This is a genomic window from Methylomonas aurea (assembly GCF_024505045.1).
Taxonomy (GTDB): domain Bacteria; phylum Pseudomonadota; class Gammaproteobacteria; order Methylococcales; family Methylomonadaceae; genus Methylomonas; species Methylomonas aurea.
Map to the genome: position 1 here is coordinate 191,119 of NZ_JANIBM010000002.1, position 17,152 is coordinate 208,270.

Consider the following 17,152-nt stretch of genomic DNA (forward strand, 5'->3'; position numbering starts at 1 on the left):
CGCTCCTTATTATTTTTAAAATGCCAGATCGTTTACGCTCAGGATAGCCAGCAGTATCGAAACGATGATGCCGCCTATCATCAGCCCCAGCGAAATAATCAAGGCCGGCTCCAGCAGAGCCAGCATCCGTTGAATCGTGGTTTTTAACTGTTTATCGTAAATCACGGCAACCCGCATCAGCATTTCCTCCAGCCGGCCGGTTTCCTCGCCCATTTTAATCATTTGCACCGCCAGTTTGGGAAACAGGTTTTGCTGGGCCAGCGCTTCCGACATGGTCCGCCCCTGCTTCAATTGCGCCTCGGCCTGTTCCAGCAGGTCGGCTAGCACCGTGTTGCCGACCGTTTCCCGGACGATGCCGAGCGATTTCAAGATCGACACGCCGTTACCTAACAAAGTGCCGAAGGTCCGGCTGAAATTGGCGACTTCCATGTTCAGTACGATCTGGCCGAACAGCGGCATTTTCAGAAAACGGCCGTCCCAGGCTTTTTTACCGGCCGGATCGGCCAGTTGGCTTTTCAGGGTTTGCACCACGACCAGGACGGCCAGCAGCATGGCCCACCAATAATTTTGCAGAAATTCGGCCAATCCGACCACGATTTGGGTCGGCACCGGCAACGCCTGGCCGGCGCTGTCGAACATTTCCTTGAATTGCGGTACGACGAAGGTCAGCATCACGAACAGTGAGGCCAGCGACATGACCAACAGGATTGCCGGATAAATCAGCGCGGTGCTGACCGTGTCCTTCAACTCCTGCGACCGCTCCAGGTACTCGGCCAGCCGTTGCAACACGCCGCCCAGATTGCCGCCCAGTTCGCCGGCCCGGATCATGTTCAAATAAAATTTGGAAAACACGCCGCTCTGGCTTTCCAGGGCGTCGGCCAGCGCTTTGCCGGCTTTGACTTTTTCCAGTACTTCGCCGACCAGTTTGTTCAGTTTCGGGTTTTCCTCGGTCAGTTGCATCAGGATCGTCAACGAGCGGTCCAGCGGCAAGCCCGACTCCAGCAAGGTCGCCAGTTCGCCGGTCAGCATGCCGATTTCCTTTTGCGACAGCCTGACCGCGGCCGACTTCAGTTTGAAGCCCAGAAAAGTCTTGTCTCGCGCTGGTTCGATGCGGATCGGCACCAGACCTTGTTTCTGCAATTCCAGCAGCAGAGCCTTTGCGTCGGCGGCATCGCGCACGCCTTCTTCGGTGACGCCTTGGTTGTTGACAACTTTGTAAGAGAATAAAGCCATGGCCGCTTGCTGAAGGGAACAGGATACTGGTGGAAAGCCGATACCGGCCGGACATTGTGGACCAATCGCCGGACGAATACAAAAAACCGCAAACTCGGCGGCAGGCGGAATGCCGGCAGCGCTTGTGCGGCGGCTAATCCGCAATTTTTGCCGATTAGCCGCCGACAGGCAAATGACAGTTGTCTTACGCCGCAACCGCTGCCGTTACTCGGCGCTCGGCAAAAATAGCCAAGGCAACTGGTTTTACGGTTAAAATCTCGCAGTCGGGCAGCGTTGCCGCCCAGCGTAGCGTTCGCATTCCGTTAACCGCCGCATAACCGCCGATTCAGTTCCCGCCATACCCCACTTAGGACTGCCGATGACCGAAGCTCCCAGCAACGAACCGCAGCGCACCGGCCATTTGCTGGCGGCGGTCATCGTTCTGCTGCTGATCCAGCTTGCTAGTTTGATGTTGCCGGTCGCCGAGTTGGCGCGCCAGATCCAGCCGCATTCGCTATCCGCGCACAACTTCATGGAAGGCATTTCCATCGTGATTTCGGCATTGGGATTCGCGGTGGGCTGGAGCGTGTACCAAAAAGAAAATTCGGTCGGTTTCATGCTGCTGGCCTGCTGTTTTCTCGGTGTGGCTGTACTGGACTTTTTTCATACCTTATCGTTCAAGGGTATGCCGGCATTCGTCAGCGACAGCGACCCGGAAAAAGCCATCGCATTCTGGCTATTGGCCAGAGCATTCGCGGCACTGGGCTTGATTGCCGCCGCGGTGCCCTACAATTGGCAGTTGGGTCCGGCGTTTCGCTGGTTCGTGCTGGCCAGCGTTTTGGGTTTGTGCGGTTTTGCCGGCTGGCTGGTGTTCTTTCACCAGGATTGGTTGCCGGCCACGTTCGACGACTCCGCCGGACTGACGCCGTTCAAGAAAAACAGCGAATATCTGTTGGCCGCAGTATACGGCTGGTGCGCGCTGATATTCGTCTGGCAAACCGGCCGCCGCCGCGGTGATGGCGATGAGCGAGTTGTTCGTTGCGCTTTACTCCAGTATTTCCGACCTGTATATCATGCTCGGCCATGTCTACAAGGTCGTGGCCTACGCCTTCATTTACCGTTCGGTATTTATCAACAGTATTCAGCGGCCTTACCAACGCCTGTACGCGGCCCACCAGGCCTTGTCGGCCAGTGAGGCCAAGTTTCATGCCATCATCGACGAATCGCCGGTGGCTTACGTGGTCTACGATAGCCAAGGCCGGATCGAATATTTGAATCCGGCCTTCGTCAAAACCTTCGGTTACGATCGGAGCGATATTCCCAGTCTGGCCGAGTGGTGGTGGTTGGCGCATCCCGACGCCGAGTACCGTCAGCAAGTGATCGGTCGTTGGCACGAGTACCGGCGCTTGTTCGACGAATCGGGCGAATTGTCGCCGCCGCAGGAGTTGGATGTCCGTGCCAAGGATGGTAGCCGGCACACGGTATTGATCAATAACGTGGTATTGGATAACACGCCGGCCGCCACCAATTTTCTGATATTGCACGACGTTTCCGACCGGGTGGAAGCGATGCGGCGGCTGGCGGAATCGGTCGATATGCTGCAAACCGTGATCGATATCATTCCCAGTCGGGTATTTTGGAAAGATCTCGATTCGCGCTATTTGGGCGCCAATATCGCCTTTAGCCGCGATGCGGGATTGGCCCGGCCGGAGCAATTGATCGGCAAACTCGACAGCGACTTGGCCTGGCACGATGTGTCCGACAAATACCGCAGCGACGACCTGCAGGTCATCGAGAGCAATACACCGAAACTGGATTACGAGGAAGTCCAAATCGACCCCAACGGCAATACCGTTTGGTTGCGAACCTCGAAAGTGCCGCTGCGGGACGGGCAACGGCGGCCGATCGGCGTGCTGGGTGTTTACGACGACATCACGGCGCGCAAATTGGCGGAGCAGGAAATGCAGTTGGCCTCGCTGGTGTATCTGAACAGCAGCGAGGCGATGCTGGTCACCGACGGCAGCGGATTGATCATTACCGTGAATCCGGCCTTTACCAAGGTAACCGGTTACACGGCCGAGGAAGTCGTCGGCCGCTCGTTCAACGGCTTGAGCCCGGAGCAGCACGACCAGGCTTTTTTCAAAACCGTGCTGAGAGTGACCAACACTCAGGGACATTGGGCAGGAGAGATCGGCGGCCGCCGCAAAAACGGCGAGGACTGCATCCACTGGGTCACGGTGAACTGCATCTACAACGAAACCGGCGGCGTGCACCGGCGGGTAGCCTTGATTACCGATATTACCGAACGCAAAAAATCGGAACAGTTGATCTGGCGCCAGGCCAATTTCGATCCGCTGACCAATTTGCCCAACCGCAACATGTTTTTGGATCGGCTGGATCGGGAAATCAAGAAAGCCTTCCGCCGCGGGCAGAAAGTGGCGCTGATGTTTCTCGATCTGGACCGCTTCAAGGACGTCAACGACAGCCTGGGCCATTTCATGGGCGACGTGCTGCTAAGAGAAGCCGCGCGCCGGCTGGGCGAAAGCGTGCGCGATTCCGACAGCATCGCCCGGCTAGGCGGAGACGAGTTCACGATTATTCTCGGCGAATTGGAGCAGACTGAAAAAGTAGACCGGATAGCCGAAGGCATTTTGCAACGCTTGGCCCAGCCGTTCATGCTAGGCAGCGAAGTCGCTTATATCTCCGCCAGTATCGGCATTGCCGTCTACCCCGAGGACGGTATGGACTCCGAGGCGTTGCTGAAGAATGCCGACCAGGCCATGTATGTAGCCAAAAACCAGGGACGGGATCGTTTCCAGTACTTCACCGTGCAAATGCAACAGCAATCGCGGCAACGTCTGCGCTTGGCAAACGATCTGCATGCGGCGCTGAGCAAACGCCAATTAACGGTGTTTTACCAACCGATCGTCGAGTTCGGCGGCGGTACGCTGGCCAAAGCCGAAGCGCTGTTGCGCTGGCGGCATCCGGATTTGGGCATGGTCAGTCCGGCCGAATTCATTCCGATTGCCGAAGATACCGGCAGTATCGTCGATATCGGCGATTGGGTATTCGCCGTTGCCGCGCGTCAGGTCAAGCACTGGCGGCAACGCTTCCACCCATGTTTTCAAGTCAGCGTCAACAAATCGCCGGTGCAGTTCCGCAAGCAGGCCATCGAAGGCAACGGCTGGTTGGCGTTGCTGCGGGAACTGGAATTACCCGGCGACTCAGTGGTGGTCGAAATCACCGAAGGCGCCTTGTTGGAAGCCAGCAGCGCCAGCCGCGAGCAATTGCTGGTGTTCCGCGACGCCGGCATTCAAGTGGCGCTGGACGATTTCGGTACCGGCTATTCGTCGTTGGCTTATTTGAAAAAATTCGATATCGATTACATCAAAATCGACCAGTCGTTCGTGCGCAACATGGTGGCGGAATCCAGCGACATGGCTTTGTGCGAAGCGATCGTGGTGATGGCGCATAAATTGGGGATCAAGGTCGTCGCCGAAGGCATCGAAACCGCCGAGCAATACCAATTGCTGAAGCGGATAGGTTGCGATTACGGCCAGGGCTATTTGATTTCGAAACCGGTGCCGGCCGAGCAATTCGAACTGTTGTTCGCAACCGGCATCGCGCTGCCGGTGGTGGTCGGCTAACCCGGATGGCGGGCAGTCTGGCTGAAAGGACCTATCGAGTTTGGCGCGGGTTTCGGCCGCTGCTTGAGCCGGCCGCCTGTTAAAATGCCGGCATGACTGCCACTTTGATGCAAATGACCGTGCTGATGCTGTGCGGCGCCGGCTGGCGTATCCTGACGCCGAACCGGCTTTCCGCCGAGCAGACCCGGCTGGTATTGACCAGCGTGGTCTATTATTTTTTCCTGCCGGCGATGGTGCTGGACGTACTCTGGCGGGCGGATATCGGTTGGCAATCGCTAAGTTTCAGCCTGTTGGGTTGCGCCAGTATCCTGGCGAGCGCCGCTCTGAGTTGGGCGATCTGCAAGTTGTGCCGGTTCCGCAATCCGCAAACCGGCGCGGTGATCCTGGCCGCCGCATTCCCGAACGTGACCTACCTGGGCTTGCCGGTATTGGAACAGGCCTTTGGCCACTGGTCGCGCTCGGTCGTGATTCAAATCGATCTGTTCGCCGCAGCGCCCTTGGTGTTTACGCTCGGTATCGGTTTGGCCCGCCACTACGGCGAGTCTGCCGCAGACAAACCCAAATCGCCGCTGGCGTTTTTCAACGCGCCGCCGTTTTGGGCGGCTTTTCTTGCTGTCGCGCTAAACCTGAATCAAATCGCTACCCCCGACTGGCTGGCCGGTCTGTTGCATACCTGTTCCGGCGCGGTGGCGCCGTTGATGATCTTTTCGTTGGGACTGGCCTTAAGTTGGCGCGACGTGCATTTGCGCAATCTGCCTTTCGTCGTGCCGATTTTGCTGGTCAAGCTGTTGCTGATGCCTTTGTTCGCATTATGGTTGGCCGGCTATCTGGCATTGGCCGGCCAGTTCAAAGCCGCCGCGGTGCTTGATATCGCCATGCCGAGCATGGTACTCGGCATCGTGCTGTGCGACCGTTACCGGCTTGACAGCGGTCTGTATGCGATGGCTGTGACGCTGACCACGGCGTGTAGCTTGTTCAGCCTACCTTTTTGGTTCCATTCCTTATGAACTTGATCGCCGAAATCTTTTCCCAGGGTGCCGAAATCGTTACCGGCCAGACGGTCGATTCCAACGCCGCCTGGCTGTCGCAGCAGTTGACGGAGCTGGGTTTCAGCTTGAAGCGACATACCGCGGTGGGCGACGATTTGCCGGACTTGGTCGATCTGTTCGGCGAAATTGCCCGCCGCGCCGATTGTTGTATCTGCACCGGCGGTTTGGGGCCGACCTGCGACGATTTGACGGCCGAAGCCGTCAGTGCCGCCAGCGGCGTGCCTCTTGAATTCGACGCCGCAGCCTTCGCCGCGATCCAGGCTTATTACGCCAGGCGGCAGCGCACGATGCCGGAGGCCAATCGCAAACAGGCGTTGCTGCCGGCCGGTGCGCTGCGCATCGACAACCGCTTCGGTACCGCGCCCGGCTTCGCGTTGCAATTTGAGCGTTGCTGGTTCGTGTTTCTACCCGGCGTGCCGTTCGAGATGAAACAAATGTTCGACGATTGGGTGCGCGCCGATTTATTGCAGCGCTTTGCGCTGCGGCCGGATCATTTGGTGACCTTGCGCTGCATCGGCTTGGGCGAATCGGCGATTCAGGAGAAGCTGGAGCCTTTGGCTTTGCCGCCCGGCGCAGTGTTGGGATTTCGCGCCGCCCCCGACGAAGTTCAGGTCAAACTGCTGTTTCCAGCGGAGGTTCCGGAAGCGGAACGGCGGCGGGTGGCTGCCGAAGCCGCGGCCCGCATCGGCGATTACGTGTTCGCAGTGGACGGCTTGCCGGACGTGCAAGGCGACTTGCTGGCCGTCGTCGACGCAGCGCTCAACGCCGGCCAGTATTCGCTGGCGGTACTGGAAACCGCCAGCCATGGCTTGCTGGCGGCCAAATGCCTGGGCCGACCGTGGTTGCAGCATGCTGAGTTGCGGCTGAACAGCGCTGTTGCCGGCGCGGCCGATGCTGGCGAAATCCGCGCCGAAGCCTTGGCGAACGACCTGCGGGCCGAGCAGCAGACCGATTTCGCATTGGTCCAGCTCTACGCAATCGATTCCGGCAGTTTCTACGATAAGGATAGCGGCATCGTCCTTTATAATGCGCTGGCTACGCCGCAAGGCGTGGTTTCCCGGCGGTTAACCGCGCACGGTGCCGGCATCCATAAACAAAACCAGGCCGCTTTGTTGGCGCTGGACCTTCTCAGACGCTATTTTCAAAACTCATGCCTTTAATTCGGTTAAACAACGTTTCCATCGCCTTCGGCGTGCATGCACTGCTGGACAACGCCTCATTCCAACTCGATCCCGGTGAGCGGGTCGGATTGCTGGGCCGCAACGGCGAAGGCAAATCCACGCTGATGAAAATCATCGCCGGCGAGATTCCGCCCGACCACGGCGAAATCTGGAAGCAACCCGAGCTGCGCTTGGCCTGGTTGGAGCAGGCGCCGACGCTGGACGGCGAGGAAACCATTTACGAAGCGGTAGCCGGCGGCTTGGGCGAACTGGGGCGCCTGATCGCCCGTTACCACGAATTGTTGACCCAGATGGACGGCAGCGAACAGTCTTTGCAGGCGCTGGGCGAGGTGCAACATAAACTCGAAGCCGACAACGGTTGGGAGTTTCAAACCCGGGTCGAAGCGATACTGAGCCGGCTGCAATTGCCGGCCGATGTCAAGGTCGGCAGCCTGTCCGGCGGCTGGAAACGGCGGGTGGCGTTGGCGCGGGCGCTGGTGATCGATCCGGAAGTGTTGCTGCTGGACGAACCGACCAACCATCTGGATTTCGAGAGTATCGCCTGGCTGGAAGAACAGATTCTGGCGTTTCCGGGCGCAGTGATGTTCGTCACCCACGACCGGGCGTTCCTGCAAAAGTTGGCGACGCGGATCATCGATCTGGACCGCGGCCAATTGACCTCCTGGGCCGGCAATTACCAGGATTACCTGGTGCGCAAGGCCGCGGCGCTGGAAGATGAAGCCAACCAGAATGCCGAATTCGACAAGAAATTGGCCAAGGAAGAAGCCTGGATCCGGCAAGGCATCAAGGCCCGCCGTACCCGTAACGAAGGCCGGGTCAGGGCCTTGAAGAAATTGCGCGCCGAGCGCGCCGAGCGCCGCACAGCCCAAGGTTCGGCCAAATTGGCGTTGAATAAGGGCGAGAGCTCGGGCAAGAAAGTGATCGAGGCGGTTAACGTCAGCTTCGGATATCAGGATAAAACCATCATCAGGGATTTTTCCTTGCTGATCGAGCGCGGCGACAAAATCGGCCTGCTCGGCAACAACGGCGCCGGTAAATCGACCTTGCTGAAGCTGTTATTAGGCCAGTTGCAGCCGACTACCGGCAGCGTCGAGTTGGGCACCAATCTGCAAATCGCCTATTTCGACCAGTTGCGCGAACAGCTCGATCCGGAACTGTCGGTGGCCGACAGCGTGCTGGATGGCGGCGAGTTCGTCGATACTCCGGACGGCAAGCGCCACGTCATGTCCTATCTGGCCGACTTTTTATTCGCGCCGGCGCGGGCGCGTTCGCCGGTGCGGAGTTTGTCCGGCGGCGAGAAAAACCGGTTGTTGCTGGCACGGCTGTTCACCAAACCGGCCAACTTGATCGTGATGGACGAACCGACCAACGATCTGGATCTGGAAACCCTGGAAATTCTGGAAGAAAAGCTGGTGCAGTACCAGGGCACCTTGCTGTTGGTCAGCCACGACCGCGAGTTTTTGGATAACGTCGTCACCAGCGTGCTGGTGTTCGAAGGCGAGGGCAGGGTCGAAGAGTACATCGGCGGCTATGCCGATTGGTTCGCCTTATCGGAGCGCAACAAACAGCAGCAAGTGGAAACGGCGAAAAGCGCCGAAATGTCTGTAAAAAAGGAAAAGCCCAAACCCGCTGCCGGCAAAAAACTCAGCTACAAGGAGCAACGCGAACTGGAACAGATGCCGGAGCGTATCGAACAACTGGAGATGCGCCAGGCCGAGTTGACTGCGACGATGAGCAACGCCGAATTCTATAAGCAAGGCCAAGACGCCGTGGCCGGCACCATGGCCGAGTTGCAGGCGGTCGAAACCGAACTGGCAGCGGCTTACAGCCGCTGGGACGAGCTGGATGCGTTACAGGGCTAATGCGCTTGCTGCCAAAGCCTTGGCCGGCCGAGCGTGGCATCTTTTGATCGGATGGTGTAGGACCAGCCGCCGTTCGTGCGATGCGCATCTGTCGATATCGAGCTAAAATCCCACTCGCGCGCTGACGGTTTTGGCGTCGGTGCAGACTTGTTTCAACCTGCCGCCGGTTGGCGTTCTTTGCGTGTCCGGTCGGCGTTAATGAGTATTTAAGGCCTTGAAAATAAAAAACTATATCACCCTTTTAATTCTGTCAGCCGTAATGGAGTCCGCTGTGAGTGCACAAGAAGCAAACCAGGCCGTCGAAGACCAAGTCCGCGCGCTGCTGGAGCAAATGACCTTGGAAGAGAAGGTCGGGCAGATGACGCAAATCGACTTCAGCGTGATTTCTGTCGCCGACGGCCAGGACGCCGAAAATCCGATCGACCCGGCCAAGCTGGAAGAGGCCGTGATGCAGTATCACGTCGGCTCGATTCTGAATGCGCCGAGTACGCCGAACAACAAGGCGCAGCCGATCGACAAATGGCGCCGGCTGACTCAGCAGATCCGCGATGCGGCGGCCCGCACCCGGCTGAAAATTCCGGTGATGTACGGTATCGATGCGATTCACGGCGCCACCTACACTAAAAACGCGGTGTTGTTCCCGCAAGCGATCAGTATGGCGGCGACCTTCAATACGGAATTGTCTTACAAAGAAGGCGAAATTACGGCCCGCGAAGTCAAAGCGTCGGGCTTGGACTGGAATTTTGCGCCGGTCATGGATATCGGCCGCCAGCCGCTGTGGCCGCGGTTGTGGGAAACCTACGGCGAGGACGTGCATCTGGCCAGCGCGATGGGTAGTGCGTACATCCGCGGCCACCAGGGCCAGGATATGGCTGCGGCCGATAAGGCGCCGACCTGCTTGAAGCACTACCTCGGTTATAGCTACCCGTTAAACGGTAAGGACCGCACGCCGGCCTGGATCGGCGAACGCGCGTTGCGCGAGTGGTTTCTACCGCCGTTCGAAGCCGGGATTTTGGCCGGCGCACCGACGGTCATGGTCAATTCGGCGGAAGTCGACGGCGTGCCGGGGCATGCCAATCGTCATTACCTGACCGACATTCTGCGCGGCGAAATGGGCTTCGACGGTTTTACCGTATCGGATTGGGAAGACATCATCCGCTTGTACAGCCGCGACAAACTGGCCGATTCGCCGCGGGAAGCGGTGAAAATCGCCGTGATGGCCGGTGTCGACATGAGCATGGTGCCGTTCGATTATTCGTTCTATTACCTGTTGCTGGATTTGGCTCAAGCCGGCGAATTGCCGATGGCACGGATCGACGAAGCGGTCGCCCGTATTCTGCGCGTCAAATACCGCAGCGGGCTGTTCGAGCGGCGCGAGCCGGCATTGCCGGCGGACGGCAATTTTGCCACCGTAGAGGCGGCCGCGGTCAACCGCCAGGCGGCAAGCGAGGCTATCGTGTTGGCCAAGAACGATGCAGGTATGCTGCCTTTGAGCAAACATGCCAGCGTCTTGGTAACCGGCCCGACTGCAAACCTGCTTAGCGTGATGAACGGCGGCTGGACCATTACCTGGCAAGGCAATAAGGAAGAACTTTATCCGCAAGACAAGCTGACCTTGCTGGCGGCGATTCGGCAAAAAACCGACGGTAAGGTGACTTATGTCGGCGGCAAGCAGTTCAGCGACGAGATCAACATCGAACATGCCGTCAGCGAAGCCCGGCACCACGATGTCGTGGTGTTGGCGCTAGGCGAAAAAACCTACACCGAAACCGAAGGCAACATCGACTCGTTGCAACTGGACCCGGTGCAATTGCAATTGGCGCGGGCGATCTTCCAGACCGGCAAACCGGTGGTGTTGGTTACCTTCGGCGGGCGGCCGCGTATCATCACCGAAATCGCCAACCAGTCCCGAGCGGTTGTGCTCGGCTTTTTGCCGGGAATGGAAGGCGGCGCGGCCGCAGCCGACATCCTGTTCGGCGATGTCAATCCCAGCGGTAAATTGCCGATTTCCTATCCGCGCGATACCAACGACATCACGCCTTACGACCATAAACCGATCGAAGCCTACGAGAGTAACCAATACCGGCCCTTGTATCCGTTCGGCCACGGCCTGAGCTATACCAGCTTCGAAACCAGCGGCTTGCGACTGGTGACGCCGGCGATCACGGCCGGGGAAAATCTGCAGTTGAGCGTCAACGTCAAAAACACCGGCGGTCTGGCCGGCAAGGAAACCGTGATGGTGTACCTGCACGACGTTGCCGCCTCAGTCACCCGCCCGGTCAAGCAACTGAAAGCGTTCAAGAAAGTGGAATTGCAGCCGGGCGAGCAGCGCACTCTGCAGTTCGAATTGACGCCGCGCGACCTGTCATTCATCGGCCTCGACATGAAACGGGTAGTGGAGCCGGGCGAATTTCACGTCACGGTCGGTAACGAAACGGCTTCGTTTCAATTGCTGAACTAGCAACTGCTGCGGAGCGAACCATGGCCGATCAGCATAACAAGTACACCGGCGCTTTGGCGGTACTGACCTCGTTGTTCTTCATCTGGGGGTTCTTGACCAGCCTGAACGATATCCTGATTCCGCATTTGAAAGCCGTCTTCACGCTGAATTACACCCAGGCCATGCTGGTGCAGTTTTGCTTCTTTGCGGCCTATTTCGTGATGTCGGTGCCTTGCGGTTTTCTGGTGGACAGAGTCGGTTACAAGCCCGGGATCATCGTCGGCCTGGCGGTGGCAGGCGGCGGTTGTCTGATGTTTTATCCGGCAGCCGGCTTGCATTCCTACCCTTTGTTTTTGACCGCGTTTTTTGTATTGGCGTCCGGCATCACCTTGCTGCAGGTTGCCGCCAATCCGTATGTTACGGTATTGGGCAATCCGGACACGGCCGCGAGCCGGCTGACTTTGACCCAGGCCTTCAATTCCTTGGGCACGACCATCGGGCCCTATTTCGGCTCCCTGCTGATTCTAGCGACGGCGGTGAAAACCTCCGACGAGCTGGCATTATTGAACGCCGAACAATTGTCGGTTTACCAGGCGGCCGAAGCAGCGGCGGTGCAACAGCCGTATTTGTGGCTGGCGGCCGTGTTGTTCGGCTTGGCGGCCGTGTTTGCGTTTCTGAAATTACCAACCGTAACGGCAACGGCGGCTGCCGCTTCACCAGGCGCTATGCCTGAGCCGCAGGCCGCAGCCAGCGCCTGGCAGTTTCCGTTGCTGGTGTTGGGTGCGCTGGCGATTTTCGTGTACGTCGGCGGCGAAGTCGCCATCGGCAGCTTTCTGGTTAACTTTCTGGGGCAGCCTCATATCGCCGGCATAGCCGAACAGGACGCCGGCAAACTGGTGTCGTTCTATTGGGGCGGGGCGATGGTGGGGCGTTTTATCGGCGCGGTGGCGATGCGCAAGGTTCACCCTGGCAAGGCATTAATCTTTAACGCTTTGTGCGCGGCGGGATTGGTCGGTCTGGCGATGTTTGCCGGCGGTCGCGTCGCGGCGGTCGCCATTCTCGCGGTCGGCTTGTGCAATTCGATCATGTTTCCGACCATCTTTTCCCTGGCCTTAACCGGCCTCGGGCCTCACACCGGCCAAGGCTCCGGTATCCTGTGCTCGGCCATCGTCGGCGGCGCGTTGATTCCGTTGTTGCAGGGCCTGTTTGCCGACCGTATTGGCATCCAGCACGCGTTTTTCGTGCCTTTGCTATGCTACCTGTACATCGCCTATTACGGCAGCCGCTGCGCCCGCCAGGTGCGGCTAAAAATCGATTGAACCGGGCTGGCCTTAAGGAAACAGGGCTGGCGCCGAAAAATCGAACGACCGATTTAGCGGCAAACTTAGCAGCTTTGAAAATCCGCTAGGAAACAGAAGCGGAGCGGAAGAACTCAAAAAAACGGTCAAATTAAAGCGTTGGCTCCTGGGACCAGCGGCCATTTCAGCGGCAACAACCAACATGGGGTAACGTTCGCGGCAAATTTTCCGTTTCGTGTCGGCAGCGGCGTAGCTCTGATGTGTTGGATAGGCGTGTTTTTCAGGACTCTTTAAGAGGCTGGGCGCGTTAGTAACTACCTGATATAGCGAGCCTTTTTAGCAAATCGCGTTTTGCCAACGCCGGTATAGTAATCGCAAAACGGCGGCGCATTGCAGGACGGCGTAGAGTACGGCGCCTGAGGCGGAATCGGCCCAGAGCGGAAAAAATAATGCCGACAGGCCGCTCAAGCCCAGGGCGCCGAACAGGCCGGGTAGCACGCCGTACAACAGTACGGCGGCCAACAGACTCAAATTCAACGCCCGTTGCGGGTTTTTGCCGTAGCAGAAGTACACGTAAATCGCGCAGTCGCGCAAGATCAGCAGTAGTGCCGCCAACGGGTAGCTGTGCAAGGACAACTCGAACCAGGCGATATGGGCTCGATTGGCGCTGAGGTATAGCGCAAACGGCACGGCCAGTGCGAAGCTCAGCCAGCTTAGCGGGAACTCTTCTATTACCCGGCGCCAGTTGTGTTGCCGGTAATAATCCAGCAAGCGCTTGATTTGCATCGGTTGCTGGGGTTCGGCGACGACACTTAGGTATGTCAAGCCGCCGCAAACGCCGAATCCGGCCATCGCCAAGGCAAAATTGCCGGACGGTATCAGTCCGCCCAGATAAACCACCAAAAATACGATGAAGCCGAGCCAGGCCGTTGGCGGCTTGCGTAGTCCTAACGCTTGCGCCAGCAGACGGTAATTGGCGACCATGCACCAGAACACGGCGCATAACAGGCTGAATCGGTGGAAATCCTGTTGGGCAAATTGCCAACCGTACCACGGTTGCCAGCGAAATCCGGCGGAACCCAGGCCGGCGATTTCCGATAAGTCGCCGAGTTGCGGTGCGACCACGGCAAAGCCGATCAGTGCCGGCAGCAGAATCGAGCCGGTCTTGGTTTGGCCGCGCCCAACCGCCAATAATCCCAATAACAACGCCGCACTTTGCACCAGCAAGCCGCCGGCGATGGCATAAAAGTAAAAGCGGAGCAGGTCGGTGCTCTGGCCGGCGGCGAGGGTGTACACCAACAGGCAAAAACCGGCGCAGTACCAGACCATGCTGGTGCTTCCCAGCAATTTGCCCCAGGCCATTTGCCAAGGGTCCAACGCCGATAAGCGTTGCGTGTCCCACGTGCGGTCGCGGTATTCGTCGACGATGCTGTCCAGGCTTTGGCGGGCGCCCCACAGCAGCGTAATCAGCCAGAACAGGCCCAGCGCGGCGGCGCTGCTGATCGAGCCGAAGCGGTAGTCGTCCAGAAAATAGCAAAACGCGAAAACGGTGCCGAGCACCGCAGTGGCCGAGCTGAGGCGGGCCGGCGGGCATTCCAGCAGCAATTGGCGTTCGAATTCGGGATTGGTGGTCATGGCTGTTTATGCAGGGTTTGCAGATAGGCGTCTTGCAGATTGACCGTTGCAGGGCCGAATTCGCACACCGGCATGCCGGTATCGAGCAATGCTTTCAGCACCTGATGTTGGCGGTCGCCGTCGTTTTCCAGATTGACGATCGCCATGCGGTCCTGATCGGTGCGTACCAGCTCCACTCCCTGCAGTTTTTGCAGGGTCTCGGCCAATTGCGGGTATGCGCCAGCTAATACCAGGCGGAACGGTTTGCGTAGCGCCGGCGCGTTGATCACGGCATGCTCGACGATTCGGCCCTGGCGTAGTACCAACATGTCGGTGCTGTATGCCTCCAGTTCGGCCAGGATATGCGACGACACCATCAAGGTCATGCCTTGGCGCTGCAACTGCAGGAACAGCTCGGCCAGTTGATGGCGGGCTTCCGGATCCAGGCCAGAGGCCGGTTCGTCCAACAGCACCACCGCCGGTTTGTGGATGATGGCCTGGGCGATGGCAACCCGCTGCCGCAGACCGCGCGACAATGCGCTGGGGTATTGGTCCAGCCGATCTTTGATTTGCAGGCCGTGCGACACATCGGCGATTGCTGCGGCGCAATCGGCTGCGGCGATGCCCTGGGCGCGGGCCACGTAGTGCAGGCATTGGCGCACAGTGAGGCGTTGGTAAAGCCCGAAAAAATCGGACAAGTAGCCGATGATGCGGTGGCAGGCGCGCGGTTGTTCCAGTACGTCGATCCCGCCGATTTCAACGCGGCCGCTGACGGGCTGTTCCAGCGCCGCCATACAGCGCATTAAGGTGGTCTTGCCGGCGCCGTTCGGGCCGACCAAAGCCGCGATACGGCCTTGCGGGATGGTAAAACTCGCCCGGTCCAACGCGCGCACGCCGGGATATTCGAAAATCAGATCATCGACTGTAATCATCGGCAAGACCTTGCGTGGAGTTAAACCGGATAATACCGGTAATTTCGGCTAAAAGCTTGGCCGGAACAGTGTGCAGGCCAAAATGGTTGTCGGTACAAGATTTGCTTGGAGAAAATTTGAGGACGGCTAAGTATAGGGTTTCGATCTGCAACCCAGCGCAGCCGGCCCTTGGCAGGCGCGCCGCCCACATGGGCCGGCGCACCGAAACGGTGTATCATGAGCACCATTTTTAAACAAAAGCAGGAGATATGAATGCACAACGTCACGTTGATCAAAGGTGATGGTATCGGTCCTTCGATTATGGAAGCCGCAGTCGCGGTGATTAACGCCTCCGGTGCGAAAATCCACTGGCACGAAGCCGACGCCGGCATGTCGGCTTACGAGCGAACCGGTACGCCATTGCCCGATGCGACGATGGAATCGATCGCCCAGACCCGAGTGGCGTTCAAGGGTCCGTTGACCACGATGGTCGGCGAGGGCTTCAGAAGTATCAACGTGGAACTGCGCAAGCAATACGATCTTTATGCCAACGTGCGTCCGGCGAAAAGCTGGAACGGCGTGAAAACCCGTTACGACGATGTCGACATTGTCATCGTCCGCGAGAACACGGAAGGTTTGTACGTCGGTCTGGAACACTATTTAACCCCGGCCAAGGATATTGCCGAAAGCTTGGCGGTTGTGACCAAGGCCGGTTCCGAGCGCATCGTCGATTATGCCTTCAAATACGCGATCGACAACGGCCGTAAAAAAGTCACGGTTTGCCATAAGGCCAATATCCTGAAATACACTCAGGGCCTGTTCCTGAAAACCGCTCGCGAAGTCGCCGCCAAATATCCGGATATCGAATTTGACGAGAAAATCGTCGATGCCGCCTGCATGCACATGGTGATGAAACCGGAGCAATTCGATGTGGTCGTTACCACCAACATGTTTGGCGACATTTTGTCCGATCTGACCGCCGGTCTGGTGGGCGGTTTGGGTTTGATACCTGGCGCGAACATCGGCGCCGATGCGGCATTGTTCGAAGCAGTACACGGCAGCGCACCGGACATCGCCGGTAAAAACATCGCCAATCCAACAGCGGTGATGATGGCCGGCGTGATGATGCTGAACCACTTGGGCGAACATGAAGCGGCAACTCGGATGCTGAATGCTATCCAGAAGGTGGTCAACGCAGGCGTTTATGTGACGCCGGATTTGAATCCGGCCAGCCAATACGGCACTAAAGAAATGGGGCAGGCCATCGTCGATGCGATGGAGTGATTGATCAGCGGCGGAGGCGGGTATGAGTGCGCAACCAAGTTTTGAAAAGCCATGGGTATCCATCGAGGATTATCTGGCGGCGGAATTGCTGAGCGATACCAAGCATGAGTATGACGGCGGAGACGTCGTAGCGATGTCAGGTGCCAGCAGAAATCACGAGCGCATCAAAGGCAATATTGCGGCGGCTTTGCACGTACATTTGCGAGGCAAGCCCTGCGAAGCGTTCTCCTCAGATTTGAAAATCAAAATTGGCCAATACCTGTTCTATCCCGATACGATGGTGGTTTGCGAGGACACTTCGACGCACGAATATTATGTCGAAACCCCGGCACTCGTTGTTGAAGTGTTGTCAAAATCCACCCGCCGCCGTGACGAAACCCTCAAGCGCCGCCTATATCAAACCGTTCCTACGTTGCAGGAATACGTGCTGATCGAACAAGACATCGTTGATGTCGAAGTCTGTCGCCGTAGCGAGGGTTGGGTTTCCGATCATTATTTCCTCGGCGACGACGTGACGTTCGAATCGGTCGGATTGACTCTCGGTGTCGCCGACATTTATGCCCGCGTCGACAACGAAGACATGCGGACGTACATCGCCGAGCAAGCGGTCGCGCAGACCGCCGTCGAAGCAGGGACGCCCCAAACCTAATATTT

General features: G+C 58.1%; 11 protein-coding genes and 1 pseudogene. 9 read left to right on the forward strand and 3 right to left on the reverse strand.

Annotation, left to right across the window (positions count from 1 at the left end; translation table 11 throughout):
• Positions 1-15: 15 nt before the first annotated feature.
• Complete coding sequence (locus NP603_RS02670) at positions 16-1,233, reverse strand: type II secretion system F family protein (protein ID WP_256609381.1); 1,218 nt, start codon at positions 1,231-1,233, stop codon at positions 16-18.
• Between the two features lie 511 nt (positions 1,234-1,744).
• Here NP603_RS02670 and NP603_RS21960 point away from each other — a divergent pair.
• The 7 genes and pseudogenes from NP603_RS21960 to NP603_RS02705 form a co-directional block, all read left to right on the forward strand.
• Positions 1,745-3,161: pseudogene (locus NP603_RS21960) on the forward strand (MASE3 domain-containing protein); the annotation flags it as partial.
• 12 nt (positions 3,162-3,173) lie between these two features.
• Positions 3,174-4,859, forward strand: a complete 1,686-nt coding sequence (locus NP603_RS21965; protein WP_371928728.1) for a putative bifunctional diguanylate cyclase/phosphodiesterase — start codon at positions 3,174-3,176, stop codon at positions 4,857-4,859.
• A 92-nt stretch (positions 4,860-4,951) separates the two neighbouring features.
• Complete coding sequence (locus NP603_RS02685; RefSeq protein WP_256609382.1) at positions 4,952-5,866, forward strand: AEC family transporter; 915 nt, start codon at positions 4,952-4,954, stop codon at positions 5,864-5,866.
• On the forward strand, positions 5,863-7,068 hold the full coding sequence (locus NP603_RS02690; protein WP_256609383.1) for a competence/damage-inducible protein A: 1,206 nt from the start codon (positions 5,863-5,865) through the stop codon (positions 7,066-7,068). The genes NP603_RS02685 and NP603_RS02690 overlap by 4 nt, the downstream gene beginning before the upstream one ends.
• A complete protein-coding gene (locus NP603_RS02695) occupies positions 7,059-8,951 on the forward strand; it encodes an ATP-binding cassette domain-containing protein (protein WP_256609384.1) in 1,893 nt (630 codons plus the stop codon). The genes NP603_RS02690 and NP603_RS02695 overlap by 10 nt, the downstream gene beginning before the upstream one ends.
• A gap of 271 nt (positions 8,952-9,222) precedes the next feature.
• Positions 9,223-11,412, forward strand: coding sequence for a glycoside hydrolase family 3 N-terminal domain-containing protein (locus NP603_RS02700; protein WP_256609385.1), 2,190 nt, complete (start codon positions 9,223-9,225; stop codon positions 11,410-11,412).
• A gap of 20 nt (positions 11,413-11,432) precedes the next feature.
• Complete coding sequence (locus NP603_RS02705) at positions 11,433-12,710, forward strand: sugar MFS transporter (RefSeq protein WP_256609386.1); 1,278 nt, start codon at positions 11,433-11,435, stop codon at positions 12,708-12,710.
• A gap of 315 nt (positions 12,711-13,025) precedes the next feature.
• On the opposite strand, the gene NP603_RS02710 is transcribed toward NP603_RS02705, so the two are convergent.
• Together NP603_RS02710 and NP603_RS02715 are read right to left on the reverse strand one after the other, a co-directional pair.
• Positions 13,026-14,324: a hypothetical protein gene (locus tag NP603_RS02710; RefSeq protein WP_256609387.1), complete on the reverse strand. Its 1,299-nt coding sequence runs from the start codon at positions 14,322-14,324 to the stop codon at positions 13,026-13,028.
• Positions 14,321-15,235, reverse strand: a complete 915-nt coding sequence (locus NP603_RS02715) for an ABC transporter ATP-binding protein (protein WP_256609388.1) — start codon at positions 15,233-15,235, stop codon at positions 14,321-14,323. The genes NP603_RS02710 and NP603_RS02715 overlap by 4 nt, the downstream gene beginning before the upstream one ends.
• A 252-nt stretch (positions 15,236-15,487) precedes the next feature.
• On the opposite strand from NP603_RS02715, the gene NP603_RS02720 reads away from it, so the two are divergent.
• Positions 15,488-16,498: an isocitrate/isopropylmalate dehydrogenase family protein gene (locus NP603_RS02720; RefSeq protein ID WP_256609389.1), complete on the forward strand. Its 1,011-nt coding sequence runs from the start codon at positions 15,488-15,490 to the stop codon at positions 16,496-16,498.
• Positions 16,499-16,520: 22 nt separating this feature from the next.
• The gene (locus NP603_RS02725) at positions 16,521-17,147 is read left to right on the forward strand and encodes a Uma2 family endonuclease (protein WP_256609390.1); all 627 of its coding nucleotides are present in this window, start codon (positions 16,521-16,523) and stop codon (positions 17,145-17,147) included.
• Positions 17,148-17,152: the final 5 nt, after the last annotated feature.